The organism is Arthrobacter sp. AG1021 (genome assembly GCF_003633665.1).
GTDB classification, from domain to species: Bacteria; Actinomycetota; Actinomycetes; order Actinomycetales; family Micrococcaceae; genus Glutamicibacter; species Glutamicibacter soli.
The window spans coordinates 459204-474039 of sequence record NZ_RBLB01000006.1 but is presented as its reverse complement, the minus strand read 5'-3'; the positions used below and the strand labels follow the sequence as shown (position 1 = coordinate 474039).

The window sequence follows — 14836 nt, the reverse complement described above, 5'->3', positions numbered from 1 at the left end:
ACCCTACTGAAGCGATGCTGTGAAATTCATGAGGAAGCGTGCATAATCTATGTGCCGAAAGCGAACTGGGGCCGTTCCGACTGCGAACTCCCAGCCGCAGGCGGTAGCTTTAAGTACATGGCACAGACCCCCCCGAATAACCGCCCCGACGGTAACGACGACGAAAACAACCCGCAGGATCCGTTCTCTGCGATGTTTGGTCAGCTCTTCGGCAGCGGATTCGACCCAAACAATCTTCCACCTCAGTTGAGGGACGCGCTGGGAGCCCAGGGCGACCCTGCGGCAATGCAGAAAATGATGCAGCAGGCGCAAGCCATGATGTCGGCCATGATGAGCAGCAATGCCTCATCCGGTCCGGTGAACTGGAAACTCGCCTCGGACACTGCCCTGCAGGCCTATGCCAGCGACGACCCCGAGGTGTCGGTCGCACGCCAGAGCGCGATCACCGATGCCTCCTACTTGGCAGACCTCTGGCTGAACAACGCCACCGCCTTCGAGACGGGTTCCGCCCCGATCGAGTCCTGGACCCGCAAGCGCTGGTACGACAAGACGCTGGGCACCTGGAAGAAGATCACCGAGCCGGTGGCGGAATCCGTGGCGCAGGCGATCACCAGCGCCATGAAGGACCAGATCCCCGAGGAGATGAAGGGCATGCTCGGCAACGCCGACGGCATGTTCCGCAACCTCGGCGCCAGCATGTTCGGCATGCAGCTCGGCTCCGCTCTGGGCGAGCTGGCCAAGGACGTGCTCGGCGGCACCGATATCGGCCTGCCGCTGGCCGGCACCACCCCGGGCATCGTGGCAACCAATGTCGCCGCGTTCGGCGACGGCTTGGAAATTCCAGAGCAGGAAGTGCTGCTCTACGCAGTGCTGCGCGAAAGCGCCCACGCCCGGTTGTTCAACCGCGTGCCCTGGCTGAGCTCCAAGCTCATCGGCGCAGTGGAGTCCTACGCCCGCGGCATCCACATCGACATGTCGCGTATCGAAGAAGCCGTTCGCGGCATCGACCCGTCGAACCCCGAGGCCCTGCAGTCCATGCTCGGCGAGGGTCTGTTCACCCCGCAGCGAACCCAGGCCCAGGACAAGGCCCTGGAAAACCTGGAGCTCACCTTGGCCCTGATCGAAGGCTGGGTCGACCATGTAGTCTCCGAAGCGGCCCAGAACCTGCCGTTCGCAGGCCACCTGCGCGAGACCATGCGCCGCCGCCGCGCTTCGGGCGGCCCGGCAGAGTCCACGTTCGCCGCACTGGTCGGCTTGGAGCTGCGCCCGCGCAAGCTGCGCGAGGCAGCCGCCTTGTGGGAGCACCTGTTCGAGGAACGCGGCATCGAAGGACGCGACGCGATCTGGGACCATCCTGACCTGATGCCTACCCAGACGGACCTGAGCGATCCCGCCGGATTCACCAAGCGCCGCGAAGAGGCAGCTGATGAATTCGACGAGTTCGACGTGGCCTTGGGCAAGCTGCTCGACGGCGAATTCGACGGCATCGACCCGCTCGCCGAGGCGCCGAAGGACGAGAAGGACAAGAACGACGAAGATCCGCAGGATCCCAAGGTATAACCGCCTGGCGGAGACCAGCTGACAGGTGCGGGCACCGAACTTCCCGGTTCGGTGCCCGCACTCTTTTTAGTGAGCCCCGGATTCGACGGGCGATCGTGCGGGAACGACTATTCGTCCTCGTCGCCGTCGAATCCCCCGGCCTCGGCTGCGCCCTGCCCGTTTTCTGCTGCGTGTGCCCGGAACCCTGCGCTGAATCCTGCCAGGAACTGGTCCGCCTCGGCGCGGCGCTCGAACCTGTCCAGCAGCGCCTGGAACTTGGCCCCGTGCCCGTCCTTGGGCGCCATCAGGTGCGCGAGTTCGTGCACCAGCACGTAGTCCTGCACCCACTGCGGGGTGTGCAGCAGCTTCGAGGACAGCCGAATTGTCTTTTGATACACGCTGGCCGAACCCCAGCGCTTGTTCTGGTTGTTTACCCAGCGCACCGAGACGGGCTGGGCCAAGCCGCCGAAATAGCGCCGATCCAGCTGCTCAGCCCGGGCTTCGAGACTCGCATCGCTGGTGGCTTCGGCCCGCTGCACACGATTCCGGCGATATTTCTTGACCATCTCATCGACCAGCATCTGTTCGGAGCGTTCATCCAGCGCCGCAGGCACCTGGACGACAAGACGGTCCTCCCTCCACTGGGACGAGATCGTCTTCCGTCGTTTGGCCGAACGCACGATGCGCACCGGAATCTCGTCCGGGGCGAGGAAGTCCACGGTTTTTGGCAAGGCTGGCATGGGTGCGTTCCCTTCAGAGCTGGGGCAGGAAACCGGGGCCCGGAATCGGGCCCCGGACTGCGGTTCAGGACAGGCTGCGGGTATCACGGCTGCGCCGTCGCCGGCGCGGGCTGTGCAGAGCCTAGCCGAGGTGGTCGGAGAGCACTTCCAGCACTGCCTGGCCGTAGCGCTCCAGCTTGGTGCGGCCCACGCCGGAGATCTTGCCCAGCGCCTGCTCGGAGGTCGGCCGGTGCTCGGAGATCGCCATCAGCGTCGCATCGGTGAAGATCACGAAGGCGGGAACCGAGTTCGTGCTGGCGACCTGCGAGCGCCACGCCCGAAGCGCTTCGAAGAGGGCTTCGTCGTAGGTGGCCGGGCACGAGGAGCAGCGCTTGAGCTTGCGCTCCTTGGCGCTGGTGAGGAATGAACCGCAGGTGCTGCACACCGCCGGGGTCACTTTCTGCTCGCGGCGCTTGACCGGGGCCTGCTGCCGGCTACTGGCCTGGCGGACCGACTTGATGCCGTCCAGGAACCTCGACGGGTAGCGGTGGGCCCGGCCGCCGGGGGTCCGGGCCAGCGACCAGGACAGGTACAAGCGGATCCGTGCACGGGTGATGCCGACATACAGCAACCGGCGCTCTTCGTCGTATCCGGCCTGGTCCTTGGCATAGGTGATCGGGACCAGTCCGTCGCTCAGACCGGCCAGGAACACCACATCCCATTCCAGGCCCTTGGCGGCATGGAAGGACGCAAGCGTCACGCCGTCAAGGGTCGGTGCGTGCTGGATCGCCGCCCGTTCTTCGAGCTCCCGGACCACATCGTGCAAGGTCGCCTTCTCCCCCTGCGCCTTGCGGCCCTCGACGAGTTCATCGGCCAGGCGCACCAGGGCCGACAGGGATTCCCAGCGCTGCCGCACGGCGCCGGTGCCGCCGCTGGGCGCGTTGGCTGAATAACCGTGGGAGGAAAGCACGTCGCGGACCAGCTGTGCCACGTCGTCACCCTGCGAGACGTTCAGCGCGGCGCGCAGGGCGAGCATTCCCTCCTTGACCTCGCGGCGTGAGAAGAAGCGTTCGGCTCCGCGCATGACGTACGGAATCGAGTGGGCGGTCAGCGCCTGCTCGAAGGCCTGCGACTGCCCGTTGGTGCGGTAGAGCACCGCGATCTCTGAGATGTCCTGGCCCTGCTTGACCAGCATCTTGATCCGCTGGGCGACCTCGTCGGCTTCGTTCTCGTCGTCGGTGGCCTCGAAGAACTCGGGGGCTGGCCCGTGGTCGCGCTGGGCAATGAGTTCCAGCGGCTCCGGCCAGGTGACGGTGCGGTCGGGCACCGCGGTCTCGATGCGGCGGGTGGCAAGCACCTTGTTGGCCAGGGACACGATTTCAGGGGTGGAACGGTAGTCGCGCACGAGCTTGACGACCTTGGCTTCCGGGAAGCGGGTGCCGAAGTTCAGCAGGTAGTCCGGGCGCGCTCCGGTGAAGGAGTAGATGGTCTGCGAGGCATCGCCGACCACGCACAGCTCGTCGCGCGCGCCGAGCCACAGGTCAAGCAGCCGTTGCTGCAGCGGCGAGACGTCCTGGTACTCGTCGACCACAAAGTGGCGGTATTGCAGGCGCACGCTCGCCGCGACTTTTTCGTCTTCTTCAAGGATGGCGCTGGTCAGCAGCAGCACGTCTTCGAAGTCGATGACGCTGCGGTCGTCCTTGAGTTCCTCGTAGGTCTGGAAGATCCTGGCCATGCTTACCGGGGCCAGGCCGTTGGGCATTTCGCGGCTTTCAACGATTTTGGCGTAGCTTTCCGGGGAATGCATGGACACTTTGGCCCATTCAACCTCGGCGGCCAGGTCGCGCACCATGGCCCGGTCGCTGGAGATGCGCAACCTGCGCGCGGCCTCGGCGATCAGCGGAGCCTTGTGCTCCACCAGGTTCGGCAGCGTTCCGCCGATGGACTGGGGCCAGAAGTACTGCAGCTGGCGCAGCGCGGCGGCGTGGAAAGTGCGTGCCTGGACCCCGGCGGCCCCGAGCTGGCGCAGCCGGGTGCGCATCTCCGAGGCGGCGCGCGTGGTGAAGGTCAGGGCCAGCACGCTAGTCGGGTTGTAGATGCCCGAATGGACGCCGTGGGCGATGCGGTGCGTGATGGCCCGGGTTTTTCCGGTGCCGGCACCAGCCAGGATGCACAGCGGCCCGCGCAGGGTTTCGGCGGCTTGCCGCTGTTCGGCGTCGAGGCCTGCCAGCAGGTCGTGCAGTGGAGGGTTGTCGTACGAGCTCACTACTTGGATGCCTCCGGAAGGTCCTCGCCGTACCAGGACTTGATCAGTGCATGGGCGATGGACGCACCGCGGGGAATCTGCAAGCTGCCGGCACGTAGCTCGGCGGCAAGCTGTTCACGGGTGAACCAGCGCAGGTCCTGGATTTCAGCGCCGTCCGGGACCAGTTCGGTGCTCAGCGCTTCACCGGTGAAGCCGAGCATGAGCGAACGCGGCAGCGGCCAGGGCTGGGAGCCGCGGTAGGCCACGTCCCCCACCTGGACGCCGGATTCCTCGAAGATTTCACGCCGTACCGCGGATTCCAGCGACTCTCCGGCTTCCACGAAACCTGCCAGCACCGAGTACATGTGCGTTCGAAACGCCGCGTTGGCCCCGAGCAGGATGCGGTCCTCGGCGTCGATGATTGCGGCGATGACCGCCGGATCGGTGCGCGGGAACAGCTCATGGTCGTTCGCCATGCAGCGCTGCCCCCAGCCGAAGGTGGCCGACCGGGTTTCCGACCCGCAGCGGGGGCAGAACTTCTCGGTACGGATCCAGTTCGCGATGGCCTGGGATTCGACGAAAAGCTCGGCCTCGATGTCGTCAAGGACCGTGAATGCCTCGCGCAGGCTAATCCACTGCGCGCGTTCAATCTGCGGGTAGTGCTCCGCCTGGACGATGGCCAGCACGTAGGTGCTCGTTCCGTGGGTTCCGAGGTACACCTGGCGGTCCTGGGCCTGCGGGGTATAGTCGGGGCCGTCGAGGAACAGCAGCCCGTCGCCGGTGACGGCGGCACCGGTTTCGGAAAGCAGCATGACCCGGGTTGATGCTTCGGCAAGCGCGCGGGGCAGCTTCTCCGGATCGTCCTGTTCGGTCAAAGGTCGTTGAATCTGTGACCGGGAAAAGCTCAAACCACTAATCGGTGAACGGTAAATGTCTGCCAGCGCCATACTTCTAACCTAGTGCACTTCGAGCAGCGGGGACCGCGGCAGCAATACGCTGTGGAAATAATTGACAATGATCTTCATCGCAACACCCGAATTTCGCTGGGAAACGGCCTATCTTCCGTGCGTCATTCAACGATGCAGAAAGGAATCTCGCATACGGTGGACATTGTGAAACGCTCTGCCATGGAACTCGCCGCTATTGCCACCGCTGCTGTACCCGGGTTGTCCCCGGTGGGCTTTGCCGCGCTATCCGATGATGCAGAAGATTTCGATTCAGCTCTGCTCATCGACGCACAGAAGCACCGTTGGCGCGTGCGTTCGCCGCGCCATGACGAAGCGAGCATGAGGCTTGAAGCCGAACTGTCGGCATTGCGCGCCTTCTCCGCGAAGGTCCGCGCTTCCCTGCCGTTCGCGCTGCCCAGCGTTGCCGGCACGGTGCGCCAGGGTTCGCTGCGCACCTTCGTCTACAAGGATCTCCCGGGCCGTGTCCCGAGCCTGGACGAACTGGTTGACGAGGGAAACCGCTTGGCGACGGCCCTGGGCCAGTGCATGGCGGCGATCCACCAGATCCCGGACGAGTCTGTAGAGATCGCGGGGCTTCCGACCTACACCGCCGACGAGGTGCGCCAGCGCAAGCTCAACGAGCTGGATACAGCCGCCGCTACCGGCAAGGTCCCCAGCCGGCTGCTGCGCCGCTGGGAACACGCCATGGAAGACGTTGCACTGTGGCGCTTCAACGCGGCGGTAGTGCACGGCGATTTCGATGAAGAGCAGATCCAGATTTCCCAGTCGCGCATTTCTGCGGTCAAGGGTTGGACCGACCTGCATGTGGGGGATCCCGCCGATGACTTCGCGTGGCTGTCAGCCATCGAGGACCAGAACTTCAGCGAGCGCGTATTCGCCGCCTATGTGGAGGCCCGTGGCAAGTCCGCCGACCCGCACATCATGCGCCGCGCCGCGCTGGCCGCCGAGTTCGCCTTGGCCCAGTGGCTGGTCAAGTCGCTGGACAGCAAGGATGCCGAGCGCATCGCCGAAGCCGAGGAGATGCTCCAGGAGCTGGACCGGAATATCGCCGAATACGGCGGGCAGCCGCTGTCCGTCGTCGAGGCCCCGCGTCCGCTCAGCACCCCGGCACCAACCCCGGCCGCAAGCCCGGCGCAGCCGACCCCTGCAACCGAACGTCCGGTCATGGTGCCGAAGTCTTCGGCGCCGACCATCAATTCGTCGAAGGTCACCGCATTGGGTGGCAATTCTCCTGCAGCCGCTCCTGCCGCAGGGCAGGACAGCTCCGACTCGAACGGCCCGGAGTCGAGCACCCTGGACAATTCCAAGGAGCAGTCCACCGCAGCGCCTGGCCCGAAGGACGAGGGACAGAAGCCCGCCGATGATTCCAAGACCGGCACCGCCGCGCAGGAAACCGGGAACCAGGCTGGTTCCGCGGCACCCGACGGCGCAGCTCCGGCGAAGGAATCGTCCCCCTCCGACACGGATGGAAACGACTCCGCCAAGTGACGCTTACGGGGTGCCGGCCGGCTCCCCTTCTTCCAGCTGCTCGAACGCAGTGGTGATCATTTCCTCGAGCTCCTGTTCGCCGGACAGGTGCTCCGCATGGATCGTCACGCCCGCGGCAACATAGTAGAACGCGGCCTTGATCTGGTCCAGCGGAATGCCGTGGAGCCTGGACCAGCCCAGCCGGTAAACGGCCAACTGGACCAGCTTGCTCTTCAAGTCCTTGCCCGAGGGCACCCGTCCGGTCTTCCAGTCGAGCATCAGCCAGGTTCCGTCCTCCAGGCGGAACACCGCGTCGATTCGGCCGCGCACTGCCACCGGGCCCACGCGCGTTTCCAGCGGCACTTCAACATAGGCAGGCTGAAGCTGCGCCCATTCGCTGGCGAGGAACGCCTCCTTCATGGTTGCCAAGTCCAGCGCGTCGTCCAGATAGCTGTCGGCCGGCTCCATGATGTCGCCCAAGTCCAGCATCGAGGTCTTCTCGTAGTACTCCTCGATCCAGGCATGGAACGCGGTGCCGCGGCGGGCCGCCAGGCCCGGGCGGCGAGGCACCGGCCGGCGCAGGTTCTCCAGCACCTCGACGGGGTCTTCGGCCAGTTCGACGAAGAGCGAGGCGCGCACGTGTTCCGGCGCTTCGATGCCGCGTTCCCGGTTGGCCAGGAATTCACGCTGGGCGAGAAGGCGCCGCGCTTCCTCGGCCCAGGCTCGACCCACGTCGGTGCTGATCTCGCGGCCGGTGCCCGGCGACAGGACGTCATCTGCAAGTTCCTGGAGCAACTCACGCCGCGAATACGGGTGCGGGCTCTTGGCCACGCCGCCGCGGATCTCGGGCCCGGCCAGCGGGTCATAGGGCCAATCGGCCTCCAGCGGCGTCATGCGGCTGGGGTTTTGCTCCGGCGCATCCTCGTCCTTCACCCACACGCCGATCTCAGCCCGCGGGTGCTCCCCCTCGGCCAGCGGCATCAGCGCGCTGAAGAACAACGATGGGTCGGTCGGCTTGGTCCGGCTGTTGGTCCAGATGCTGCTGCTGCAGATCAGCAGGGTCTTGGCGCGGGTCACCGCCACGTAGGCCAAGCGCCGTTCCTCGGCGATGTGGTGGTCTTCCACATCGGAGGTGAACATGGATTCGGCTTCGAGCAGCTCCTTGAGCGAGGACTGGTCGGTGTCCCATTGCGGCAGATCCCTGGCATCGCCGCGCAGCGGCCACGGGACCGCCTTGTCGCCGCTGGTCCAGCGGTCTGACTTCGATCCCGGGAACACCCCGTCGTTCATCGACATGACCGCCACGGTGTCCCATTCAAGGCCCTTGGAGGCATGCACGGTGAGCAGCTGCACCGCCTTCGGGTCTGCGTCCTCGCCCGGCAGCGGCAGGCCCTTTTCCTTTTCGGCTGCCTGTTCCAGCCACATCAGGAATCCGGCCAGTTCCACTCGCGGGGCGTTGCGGCAGTATTCGCGGACCACGTCAGCGAAGGCATCGAGGTTCGCCCGGGACTTGTCGCGGTCGACCCACGGACGGGCGGCGACCTCGATGTCCAGGTTCATGGATCGTTCGACCTCGCGGATCAGCGTGTCCAGGTCGTCGTTGGCCAGCAGCCGCAGCCCGGCCAGCTCCTCGCGCAGCCGGACCAGCCGGGCCCGGCCCTCGGCGCTGAGCTGGCGTCCGTCGCCGCTGGTCCAGTGCTCCGGCGGCAGGTAGTCCAGGGCTTCCACCAGGCTGGCGCCGTCGTTGAGCTCCGCGCGGACGGCTTCCAGCGCAGGCTCGGATTCCGTCCCCGTCTCGTTCTGGATCTCCTGCGGGTTCAGTCCGCGTGCCCGGCGGCGTTCAAGCTGCCGGGACCAGTCCGCGAAGGCAGTCAGGTCCGCGGGGCCCAGCCGCCAGCGCGCGCCGGCCAGCAGCCGCATGAGCTTGTCCGAGCGCAGCGGATCCACCAGCACGTGCAGGCAAGCGACCAAATCGGTCAGTTCCGGGGTGCTGAGCAGCCCGGAAAGGCCCACGAACTGGTAGGCGATGCCGCGCTCGTCGAGCACCTCGGCCATGGAGGCGAGCTGCCCGCGGTTGCGCGAAAGCACGGCGCTGGTGAGCACGGTGCCATCGGCGGCGACGAAGCCTTCGCCCTGGATCAGGTCGGCAATGGCTTCGGCTTCCTGGCGCACGGTGGCGCAGCGGTTGAGCACCACCCGCCCGGGCAGCGCGAAGGCCGAGGGCTCCAGCGGCTTCACTGCTACCGGCCCGGTGGACTGCTGCGCCCCGCCGCCGGTGATGGCGTTGGCGGCCTCCAGCACGTTGACAGTGTTGCGCCAGGCGATGGTCAGGTGGTTGACGTGGGCCAGTTCGCGGCCGTTGGAACGGTGGATCGGGAACTTCTCCGGGAAGCGGAACAGCTGCCCGGCGCTGGCTCCGCGGAAGCCGTAGATCGACTGGTTGGGGTCGCCCACCGCGGTCACCGGGTGGCCCTGGCCGTAGAGTTCGGAGAACAGCACCATTTGGGCGTGCGAGGTGTCCTGGAACTCGTCCAGCAGCACCACCTTGTGCGTCGTGCGTTCGGCGAGCGCCGCGGCGGGAACCTGCTGGGCGATGGTCGCTGCGTGGGCGACCAGGTCGCCGTAGTCCATGACGCCGAGCTTCTTCTTCTGCGCCGCGTAGTCCTCGGCCAGCTGCGCGATGGTGGCGCGGGAAGCCAGCTTGTCGATGAGCTTGAGGGCGGCCTGCGTGGGCGCCTTGTTCTTCTCCGGGTCCATCGGCAAGGTGCGCAGCCGGGCCACCAGGTCGTCGATCCAGCCGTGCGCCTCGGGCGCGGTGAGCAGGTGCTCGGCCGCTTCGGAGCTGAAGGACACGATGGCGTCGATCAGCGTGCTGGTGGCGCTGTTCAGGTGGCGGTAGTCCCCCGTATAGCTTTCAAGCACCGTGTGGGCCAGCTGCCAGGACTGCGCGGCGCCCAGCAGCACGGTGTCCTCCTCCAGTCCGAGGCGCAGCCCGTGGTCCTGGACCAGGGTGTTGGCGTAGGAGTGGTAGGTGGATACCGCGGGGTCCAGGAAGTCCCGGGTGGTTTCCTCGCTGAGCAGTCCGGTGGCCACCAGCTGGGCGATCTTTGCGCGGATGCGCACCGACAGCTCGCCGGCGGCCTTGCGGGTGAAGGTCACTCCGAGGATTTCCTCCGGGCGCACCAGCTGGTTGGCGACCAGCCAGACCACCTTGTCAGCCATGGTCTTGGTCTTGCCGGATCCGGCGCCGGCGATAACCAGCATGGGCTCCAGCGGGGCGCTGATGATCTGCGCCTGCTGCTTGGTGGGCGGGAACTTCTCCCCCAGCGCCTCGGAGAGCTCCTGCGGGGTGTACTTGATCATGCTCATGGTTCGGTGACCTGTCGTCCTTCGTGGCACAGCGGACAGATTTCGGGAAGGGTGCAGCTGCCCAGCAGGCCTGCGGATCCAGCCACATGCCGGGTGGTGAATTCGGTGTGGCCCATCAGCTCGGCGGCTTCCAGGATGAGTTTGCGGGCCCAGTCTTCTTGGCCCAGCGCCGGCTGGTCGCGCAATGCGGGGCTCTTGGCGGAGGTGCCCACGTAGACCAGGGTCGCCCCGGCGGGGTCGTCCGAGAGCCCAGCAGTCTGCTCGTGCTCCTGCAGGGCACCGAGCTGGATGGCGGTCTGGTAGACGCCCAGCTGGGCGTGCTCCAGCACGTCGTTCTTGCTCGGCGCCGAGGCGCCGGTCTTCAGGTCCACCACGGTGACCCTGCCGTTGGCATCGGCTTCGACGCGGTCGATGATGCCGCGGATCTGCACCGGATCCCCGCCGGTGGGGACCTCCACGTTGAAGGGCAGCTCGCGGGCCACGAGCCGGCGGCCTTCCTGGCGGGAGGCCACGCAATACTGGGCGAACTTCTTGAGCATCGAGTTGGCCCGGTCGAAGTCCCGCTGGCCTTCCCAGTTCTCCGGCTTCTCCAGCTCCGGCCAGCGCTCCTCCAGGATGCGCTCGTATTCCGAGCTGCTGGCCTCGGGGTGTTCCTCCGCGATGGAGTGGATCAGGGTTCCCAGGGAGGCTGCGAAGTCGTGGGCCGCGGTGCCTCCGGCGCTTTGCACAAACCAGTTCAGCGGCGACTTGACCAGGGTCTCGACCTTGGAGGGCGAGATCCTGCGCGGCTGGCCTTCCGGGATGACCGGCCCATGGCTGCTCAACGGCAGCATGCCCCACCAGGAGGAGGGGTGCGCCCCTCGGACGGTGCGCGGCTGCGCCGCCAGCCCGGAGAGCACCTGGGCTGCATCCCGGTACAGGTCGTCGGCGCTGACCTGCGGCGGTGGGGCGATCGCCCCGAGCTGCGCGGCCTTGGCGCGTTCTGCGGTATTGCGCAGCTCCGCCACCAGGGCGGGTAGCGCGCGGATGCGCGGCACCGGGGTCGGGGCGCGGCCCTCATCCCCCGGCGGATCCACCAGGTCCATGAAGGAGGAAGGCTGGGAGTCCTCGTTGTCCACGGCGGTGCAGATCAGCTGGGAGCTGGCGCGGGAGACCGCGTTGCTGAAGCTGCGCAGCTCGTCGCTGCGGATCTGGCGGACCAGATGTGTGGGGGTCCGGGTGGCCAGGAACCCGATGCCGTGCTCCACCACGTCGGCCAGCGCGTTCGAGCCCAGCAGTTCGCCGCGCAGCCGCAGGTTGGGCCAGGATCCTTCCTGCAGACCCGGGATGAAAACGATGGGCCACTGCTTGCCGGCGGCTGCCGCGGTGGTCAGCACCGTGACGTGCTGGCCTCCGGAGCCGCGACTGGCCAGCGAGTCCATGGGCAGCTCCTGGTGCAGGATGTGCTCGATGAACTGCTCCACGCTTGCTCCGGGCAGCTGGTCGACGAATCGCTCGGCTGCCTGGAACAGGGACAGCACCGCATCCAGGTCATGGTCGGCCCGGCGTGCGGTGGTTCCGGCCCCCAGGGCTTCCTCCCGCCAGGCCTTGGCGCGCCCGGAGGCTTCCCACATGACCCACAGGGCGGTTTCCGGGGTGGCGGTGCCGGAGGCAAGCTCCTCGCGCAGCGCGGTGTACATCTTCAGCAGACGCTGCAGCCCGAAGGCCGGCTTACCCAGGTCCGCGGCGAGCTCCGGCTCCGTGAGGCAGGCTTCGAGCAGCTCCTGGCTGGAGCGCCGACCGCCGCGGGACGACTCCTGCTGGCGCAGCAGCTGGCGCAGCCGGCGGATTTCCAGCGCGGTGCTCATGCCGTAGCGCGAGAGCAGCAGGTTCTGCATCAGCAGCGGATCCTCGCCCGCCCCGTCGGCGAACGCCAGGTCCAGCAGGTCCAGCAGCGGGCGGACCGCGGACTCGTCCTTGAGCGGGATTTCGGCCGGGGGCACCTGCACGGCGATGCCCTGGCCTTCCAGGAAGCGGCTGAGCGAACGCACTTGGGAACCGTTGCGCACCACGATGGCGATGTCCGAGAGGTCCTTGCCTTCGAAGAGGTTCAGCTGCACGATGCGCTGGGCGATGAAGCGCTCTTCCAGGGTGGAGTTCTCGAAGGTGAGCGCCTGCGCGGCCCCGGCGCCGGCGGCCGCCACCGGCTCCACGGCGCGGCCACGGGTTCCGGTGGCCACCGGGATGCGGCGCACGATGCGGCGCCAGGCCTCGGTGATTTCAGGGCCCATCCGGTAGCCGGTGCCCAGTTCGAGGATCTGTGCGTCGTCGGCGCTGGTGTAGCGGGCGGAGAAGCGGTGCAGCTGGTCTGCGCGGGCGCCGCGGAATCCCTGGACCACGCTGTCCGGCGCAGCGAAGGCCAGCAGCGGGCGGTCGCGGCCCAGCAGCGCCAGCAGCCGGTGCTGGGACAGGGTGGCTTCCTGCAGGTCGTCAACCAGGATCAGCGCCAGCCGGTCCTGCTCGGCGTGCAGGAAGTCGGGGTTCTCCTCCAGCAGCTGCGCGGCGCGGGTGATCAGCCCCGCCGGGTCGAAGGCTTCGGCGTTGCCCAAATCCAGCAGGTCGCGGTACTCCTGGTAGAACCGGGCGGCGGCAAGCCATTCCGGGCGGGCGGCGGCCTGCCCGTAGTCGGCGATGTCCGCCGGGTCCAGGCCCAGTTCCGAGACGCGGTCGAAGAATTCGCGCAGCTCCTTGCGGAAGCCCCGGGTTTCCACCGCCAGCTCCAGGTCGGCAGGCCAGCCAGGGCCCGGGGTCAGGCCCTGGGCGTGGCCTTCGAGCAGGTTGCCGATGAGGGTGTCCTGCTCGGGGCCCGAGAGCAGCCGCGGGGCGCGCTCGACGAAGGGCAGCAGCCCCTCGACCCGGGCCCGGCGGATCAGGTCGAACGCGTAGGCGGACCAGGTGCGGACCACCGGTTCGGTGAAGGTGCGCTGGGCGCGGCGGCTGAGCTCGTCGCGGATAGCCGCGGCGCTCAGCCGGGTGGGCGCGATGACCAGCAGCGAGAGCGGGTCCAGACCGTCGTCCAGGCGGGCCACCGCGGTGTCGATGAGCGCGGTGGTCTTGCCGGTGCCGGGGGCGCCGGCGACCAGCATGGGGGTTCGTGCGCCGGCCAGGGTTTCCAGCAGCGGGGCCGATTCCTCGGCGGGTACATCGTGCATACTCATAGTTGATCATCCGCCTCGGACATTTTCGGGTTGCCCAGCGCCGCGCGCAGCGCGTCGATGCGCTCCCACTGGGCGGGGTCGGGTTTCCACCGTTTACGGTTCATGTCGATCCGCCGGCCGGGAGACGCGAGCTCCTCTGCGGCCCAGTGCCCGGAGGCTTCGGCCATCAGCGCCCCGGTGATCGTTCCGTCGGAGCGCAGGATCCGCCACCACTGCGTGCCCTCCGGGGCGGCCCCCATGGCCTTGCCCGCCTGCCGGGCGGAGCCGCTGCCCAGCAGCTCGGCCACGTCCCCGTAGCTCAGGACCGCACCGCGCGGGACCAGCTGGGCCAGTTCGTGGACGGCATCGGGGTAGGCCAGTGATTCTTCGCGCTCGGCTGGGGTCATGACTCCATTGTGCCAAGCCGTCCGGCGTGCTCCACATCCGGTGCGTCCAAGACCCGACATGTCCGCGCCGGGCTGTAGCGTTGAACCATGACTGAATGGCAGAACGGCCTCGCCGTAGGCTTTGACTTGGAAACTACCGGCGTTGACACCGCCACCGCACGCATCGTCACCGCCTCGGTGGTGCTGCTCGATGCGCAGGAGAATATCGTCAACCAACGCGAGTGGCTGGTTGATCCGGGGATCGAGATCCCCGAGGCGGCCACCGCCGTGCACGGAATCTCTACCGAGAAGGCCCGCGCCGAGGGCATTCCGGCGGCGCAGGCGGTACGCGAGATCCTGGGCCTGCTCGCCTTCGCCTCCGAGCAGGCTCCGCTGATCGCCTTCAATGCCGCCTACGATTTCTCCGTCCTGCATGCCGAGGCGCTGCGCTACAACATGCCGCCGTTCATTCCCGGCAACGTGATCGATCCGTTCATCATCGACAAGCAGGTCGACAAATGGCGCAAAGGCAAGCGGACTCTGGGCGCCGCCTGCGAGCATTACGGCGTGGTGCTGGAAAACGCGCACACCTCATTCGCCGACGCCGTCGCCTGCGTGGCGGTGGCCAGGGCGATCGCGGAGAAATACCCGCAGCTCCAGGTCGACCCGCAGGTGCTCCACGGCTGGCAGATCGGCTGGGCGCGCGAACAGGCCGAAAGCTTCCAAACCTACCTGCGCAAGACCAAGCCCGAGGCGCTTGTCGACGGCGCATGGCCCATCAAGGATGATTAATACGCCCTGCCGCGGCCGAGTTGCGACGGCAAGGTAATGCACTTCACAGAGAGCTCGGGCTCGCTGGGCACGCTGTGAAACAGGGCATTCGTTCATTTATCGCGGCCATCGCGCGAAGTATATTCGACGCTGGGTCGCTGAATGCCGGATTTTAAGTACGATGACCCAATGCAGG

9 protein-coding genes are annotated in these 14836 nt (G+C 67.1%); 3 read left to right on the top strand and 6 right to left on the bottom strand.

Annotated elements, in window-relative coordinates; translation table 11 throughout:
- Positions 1-117: 117 nt before the first annotated feature.
- Entirely contained in the window at positions 118-1560 is a 1443-nt protein-coding gene (locus DFO58_RS02460) for a zinc-dependent metalloprotease (protein WP_120989206.1), read from the top strand.
- Between the two features lie 107 nt (positions 1561-1667).
- On the opposite strand, the gene DFO58_RS02455 is transcribed toward DFO58_RS02460, so the two are convergent.
- The 3 genes from DFO58_RS02455 to nudC form a co-directional block, all read right to left on the bottom strand.
- Positions 1668-2279, bottom strand: coding sequence for a M48 family metallopeptidase (locus DFO58_RS02455; RefSeq protein ID WP_113606486.1), 612 nt, complete (start codon positions 2277-2279; stop codon positions 1668-1670).
- A 121-nt stretch (positions 2280-2400) separates the two neighbouring features.
- Positions 2401-4524 carry an ATP-dependent DNA helicase UvrD2 gene (locus DFO58_RS02450; RefSeq protein ID WP_047119536.1) on the bottom strand — a complete coding sequence of 708 codons (2124 nt, stop codon included), beginning with the start codon at positions 4522-4524 and terminating at the stop codon, positions 2401-2403.
- Positions 4524-5378 carry an NAD(+) diphosphatase gene (nudC, locus tag DFO58_RS02445; RefSeq protein ID WP_052772419.1) on the bottom strand — a complete coding sequence of 285 codons (855 nt, stop codon included), beginning with the start codon at positions 5376-5378 and terminating at the stop codon, positions 4524-4526. The genes DFO58_RS02450 and nudC overlap by 1 nt, the downstream gene beginning before the upstream one ends.
- 228 nt (positions 5379-5606) lie before the next feature.
- Here nudC and DFO58_RS02440 point away from each other — a divergent pair, with 228 nt between their 5' ends.
- Positions 5607-6959: a phosphotransferase gene (locus DFO58_RS02440; protein ID WP_286163446.1), complete on the top strand. Its 1353-nt coding sequence runs from the start codon at positions 5607-5609 to the stop codon at positions 6957-6959.
- 3 nt (positions 6960-6962) lie between these two features.
- On the opposite strand, the gene DFO58_RS02435 is transcribed toward DFO58_RS02440, so the two are convergent.
- Genes DFO58_RS02435 through DFO58_RS02425 form a run of 3 tightly spaced genes read right to left on the bottom strand, consistent with a single transcriptional unit; the run spans position 6963 to position 13890 of the window.
- Complete coding sequence (locus DFO58_RS02435) at positions 6963-10307, bottom strand: ATP-dependent DNA helicase (RefSeq protein WP_120989205.1); 3345 nt, start codon at positions 10305-10307, stop codon at positions 6963-6965.
- Entirely contained in the window at positions 10304-13498 is a 3195-nt protein-coding gene (locus DFO58_RS02430; RefSeq protein WP_286163445.1) for an ATP-dependent DNA helicase, read from the bottom strand. The genes DFO58_RS02435 and DFO58_RS02430 overlap by 4 nt, the downstream gene beginning before the upstream one ends.
- A gap of 2 nt (positions 13499-13500) precedes the next feature.
- Entirely contained in the window at positions 13501-13890 is a 390-nt protein-coding gene (locus DFO58_RS02425; protein WP_183043087.1) for an MGMT family protein, read from the bottom strand.
- An 87-nt stretch (positions 13891-13977) separates the two neighbouring features.
- On the opposite strand from DFO58_RS02425, the gene DFO58_RS02420 reads away from it, so the two are divergent.
- Entirely contained in the window at positions 13978-14661 is a 684-nt protein-coding gene (locus DFO58_RS02420) for a 3'-5' exonuclease (RefSeq protein ID WP_047119540.1), read from the top strand.
- The last annotated feature ends 175 nt before the right edge of the window (positions 14662-14836 follow it).

Bases quoted from the DNA above. Each gene is read 5' to 3' on its own strand.
- DFO58_RS02460 (WP_120989206.1), top strand. From the start codon at position 118: ATGGCACAGACCCCCCCGAATAACCGCCCCGACGGTAACGACGACGAA.
- DFO58_RS02455 (WP_113606486.1), bottom strand. From the start codon at position 2,279: ATGCCAGCCTTGCCAAAAACCGTGGACTTCCTCGCCCCGGACGAGATT.
- DFO58_RS02435 (WP_120989205.1), bottom strand. From the start codon at position 10,307: ATGAGCATGATCAAGTACACCCCGCAGGAGCTCTCCGAGGCGCTGGGG.
- DFO58_RS02430 (WP_286163445.1), bottom strand. From the start codon at position 13,498: ATGCACGATGTACCCGCCGAGGAATCGGCCCCGCTGCTGGAAACCCTG.
- DFO58_RS02425 (WP_183043087.1), bottom strand. From the start codon at position 13,890: ATGACCCCAGCCGAGCGCGAAGAATCACTGGCCTACCCCGATGCCGTC.
- DFO58_RS02420 (WP_047119540.1), top strand. From the start codon at position 13,978: ATGACTGAATGGCAGAACGGCCTCGCCGTAGGCTTTGACTTGGAAACT.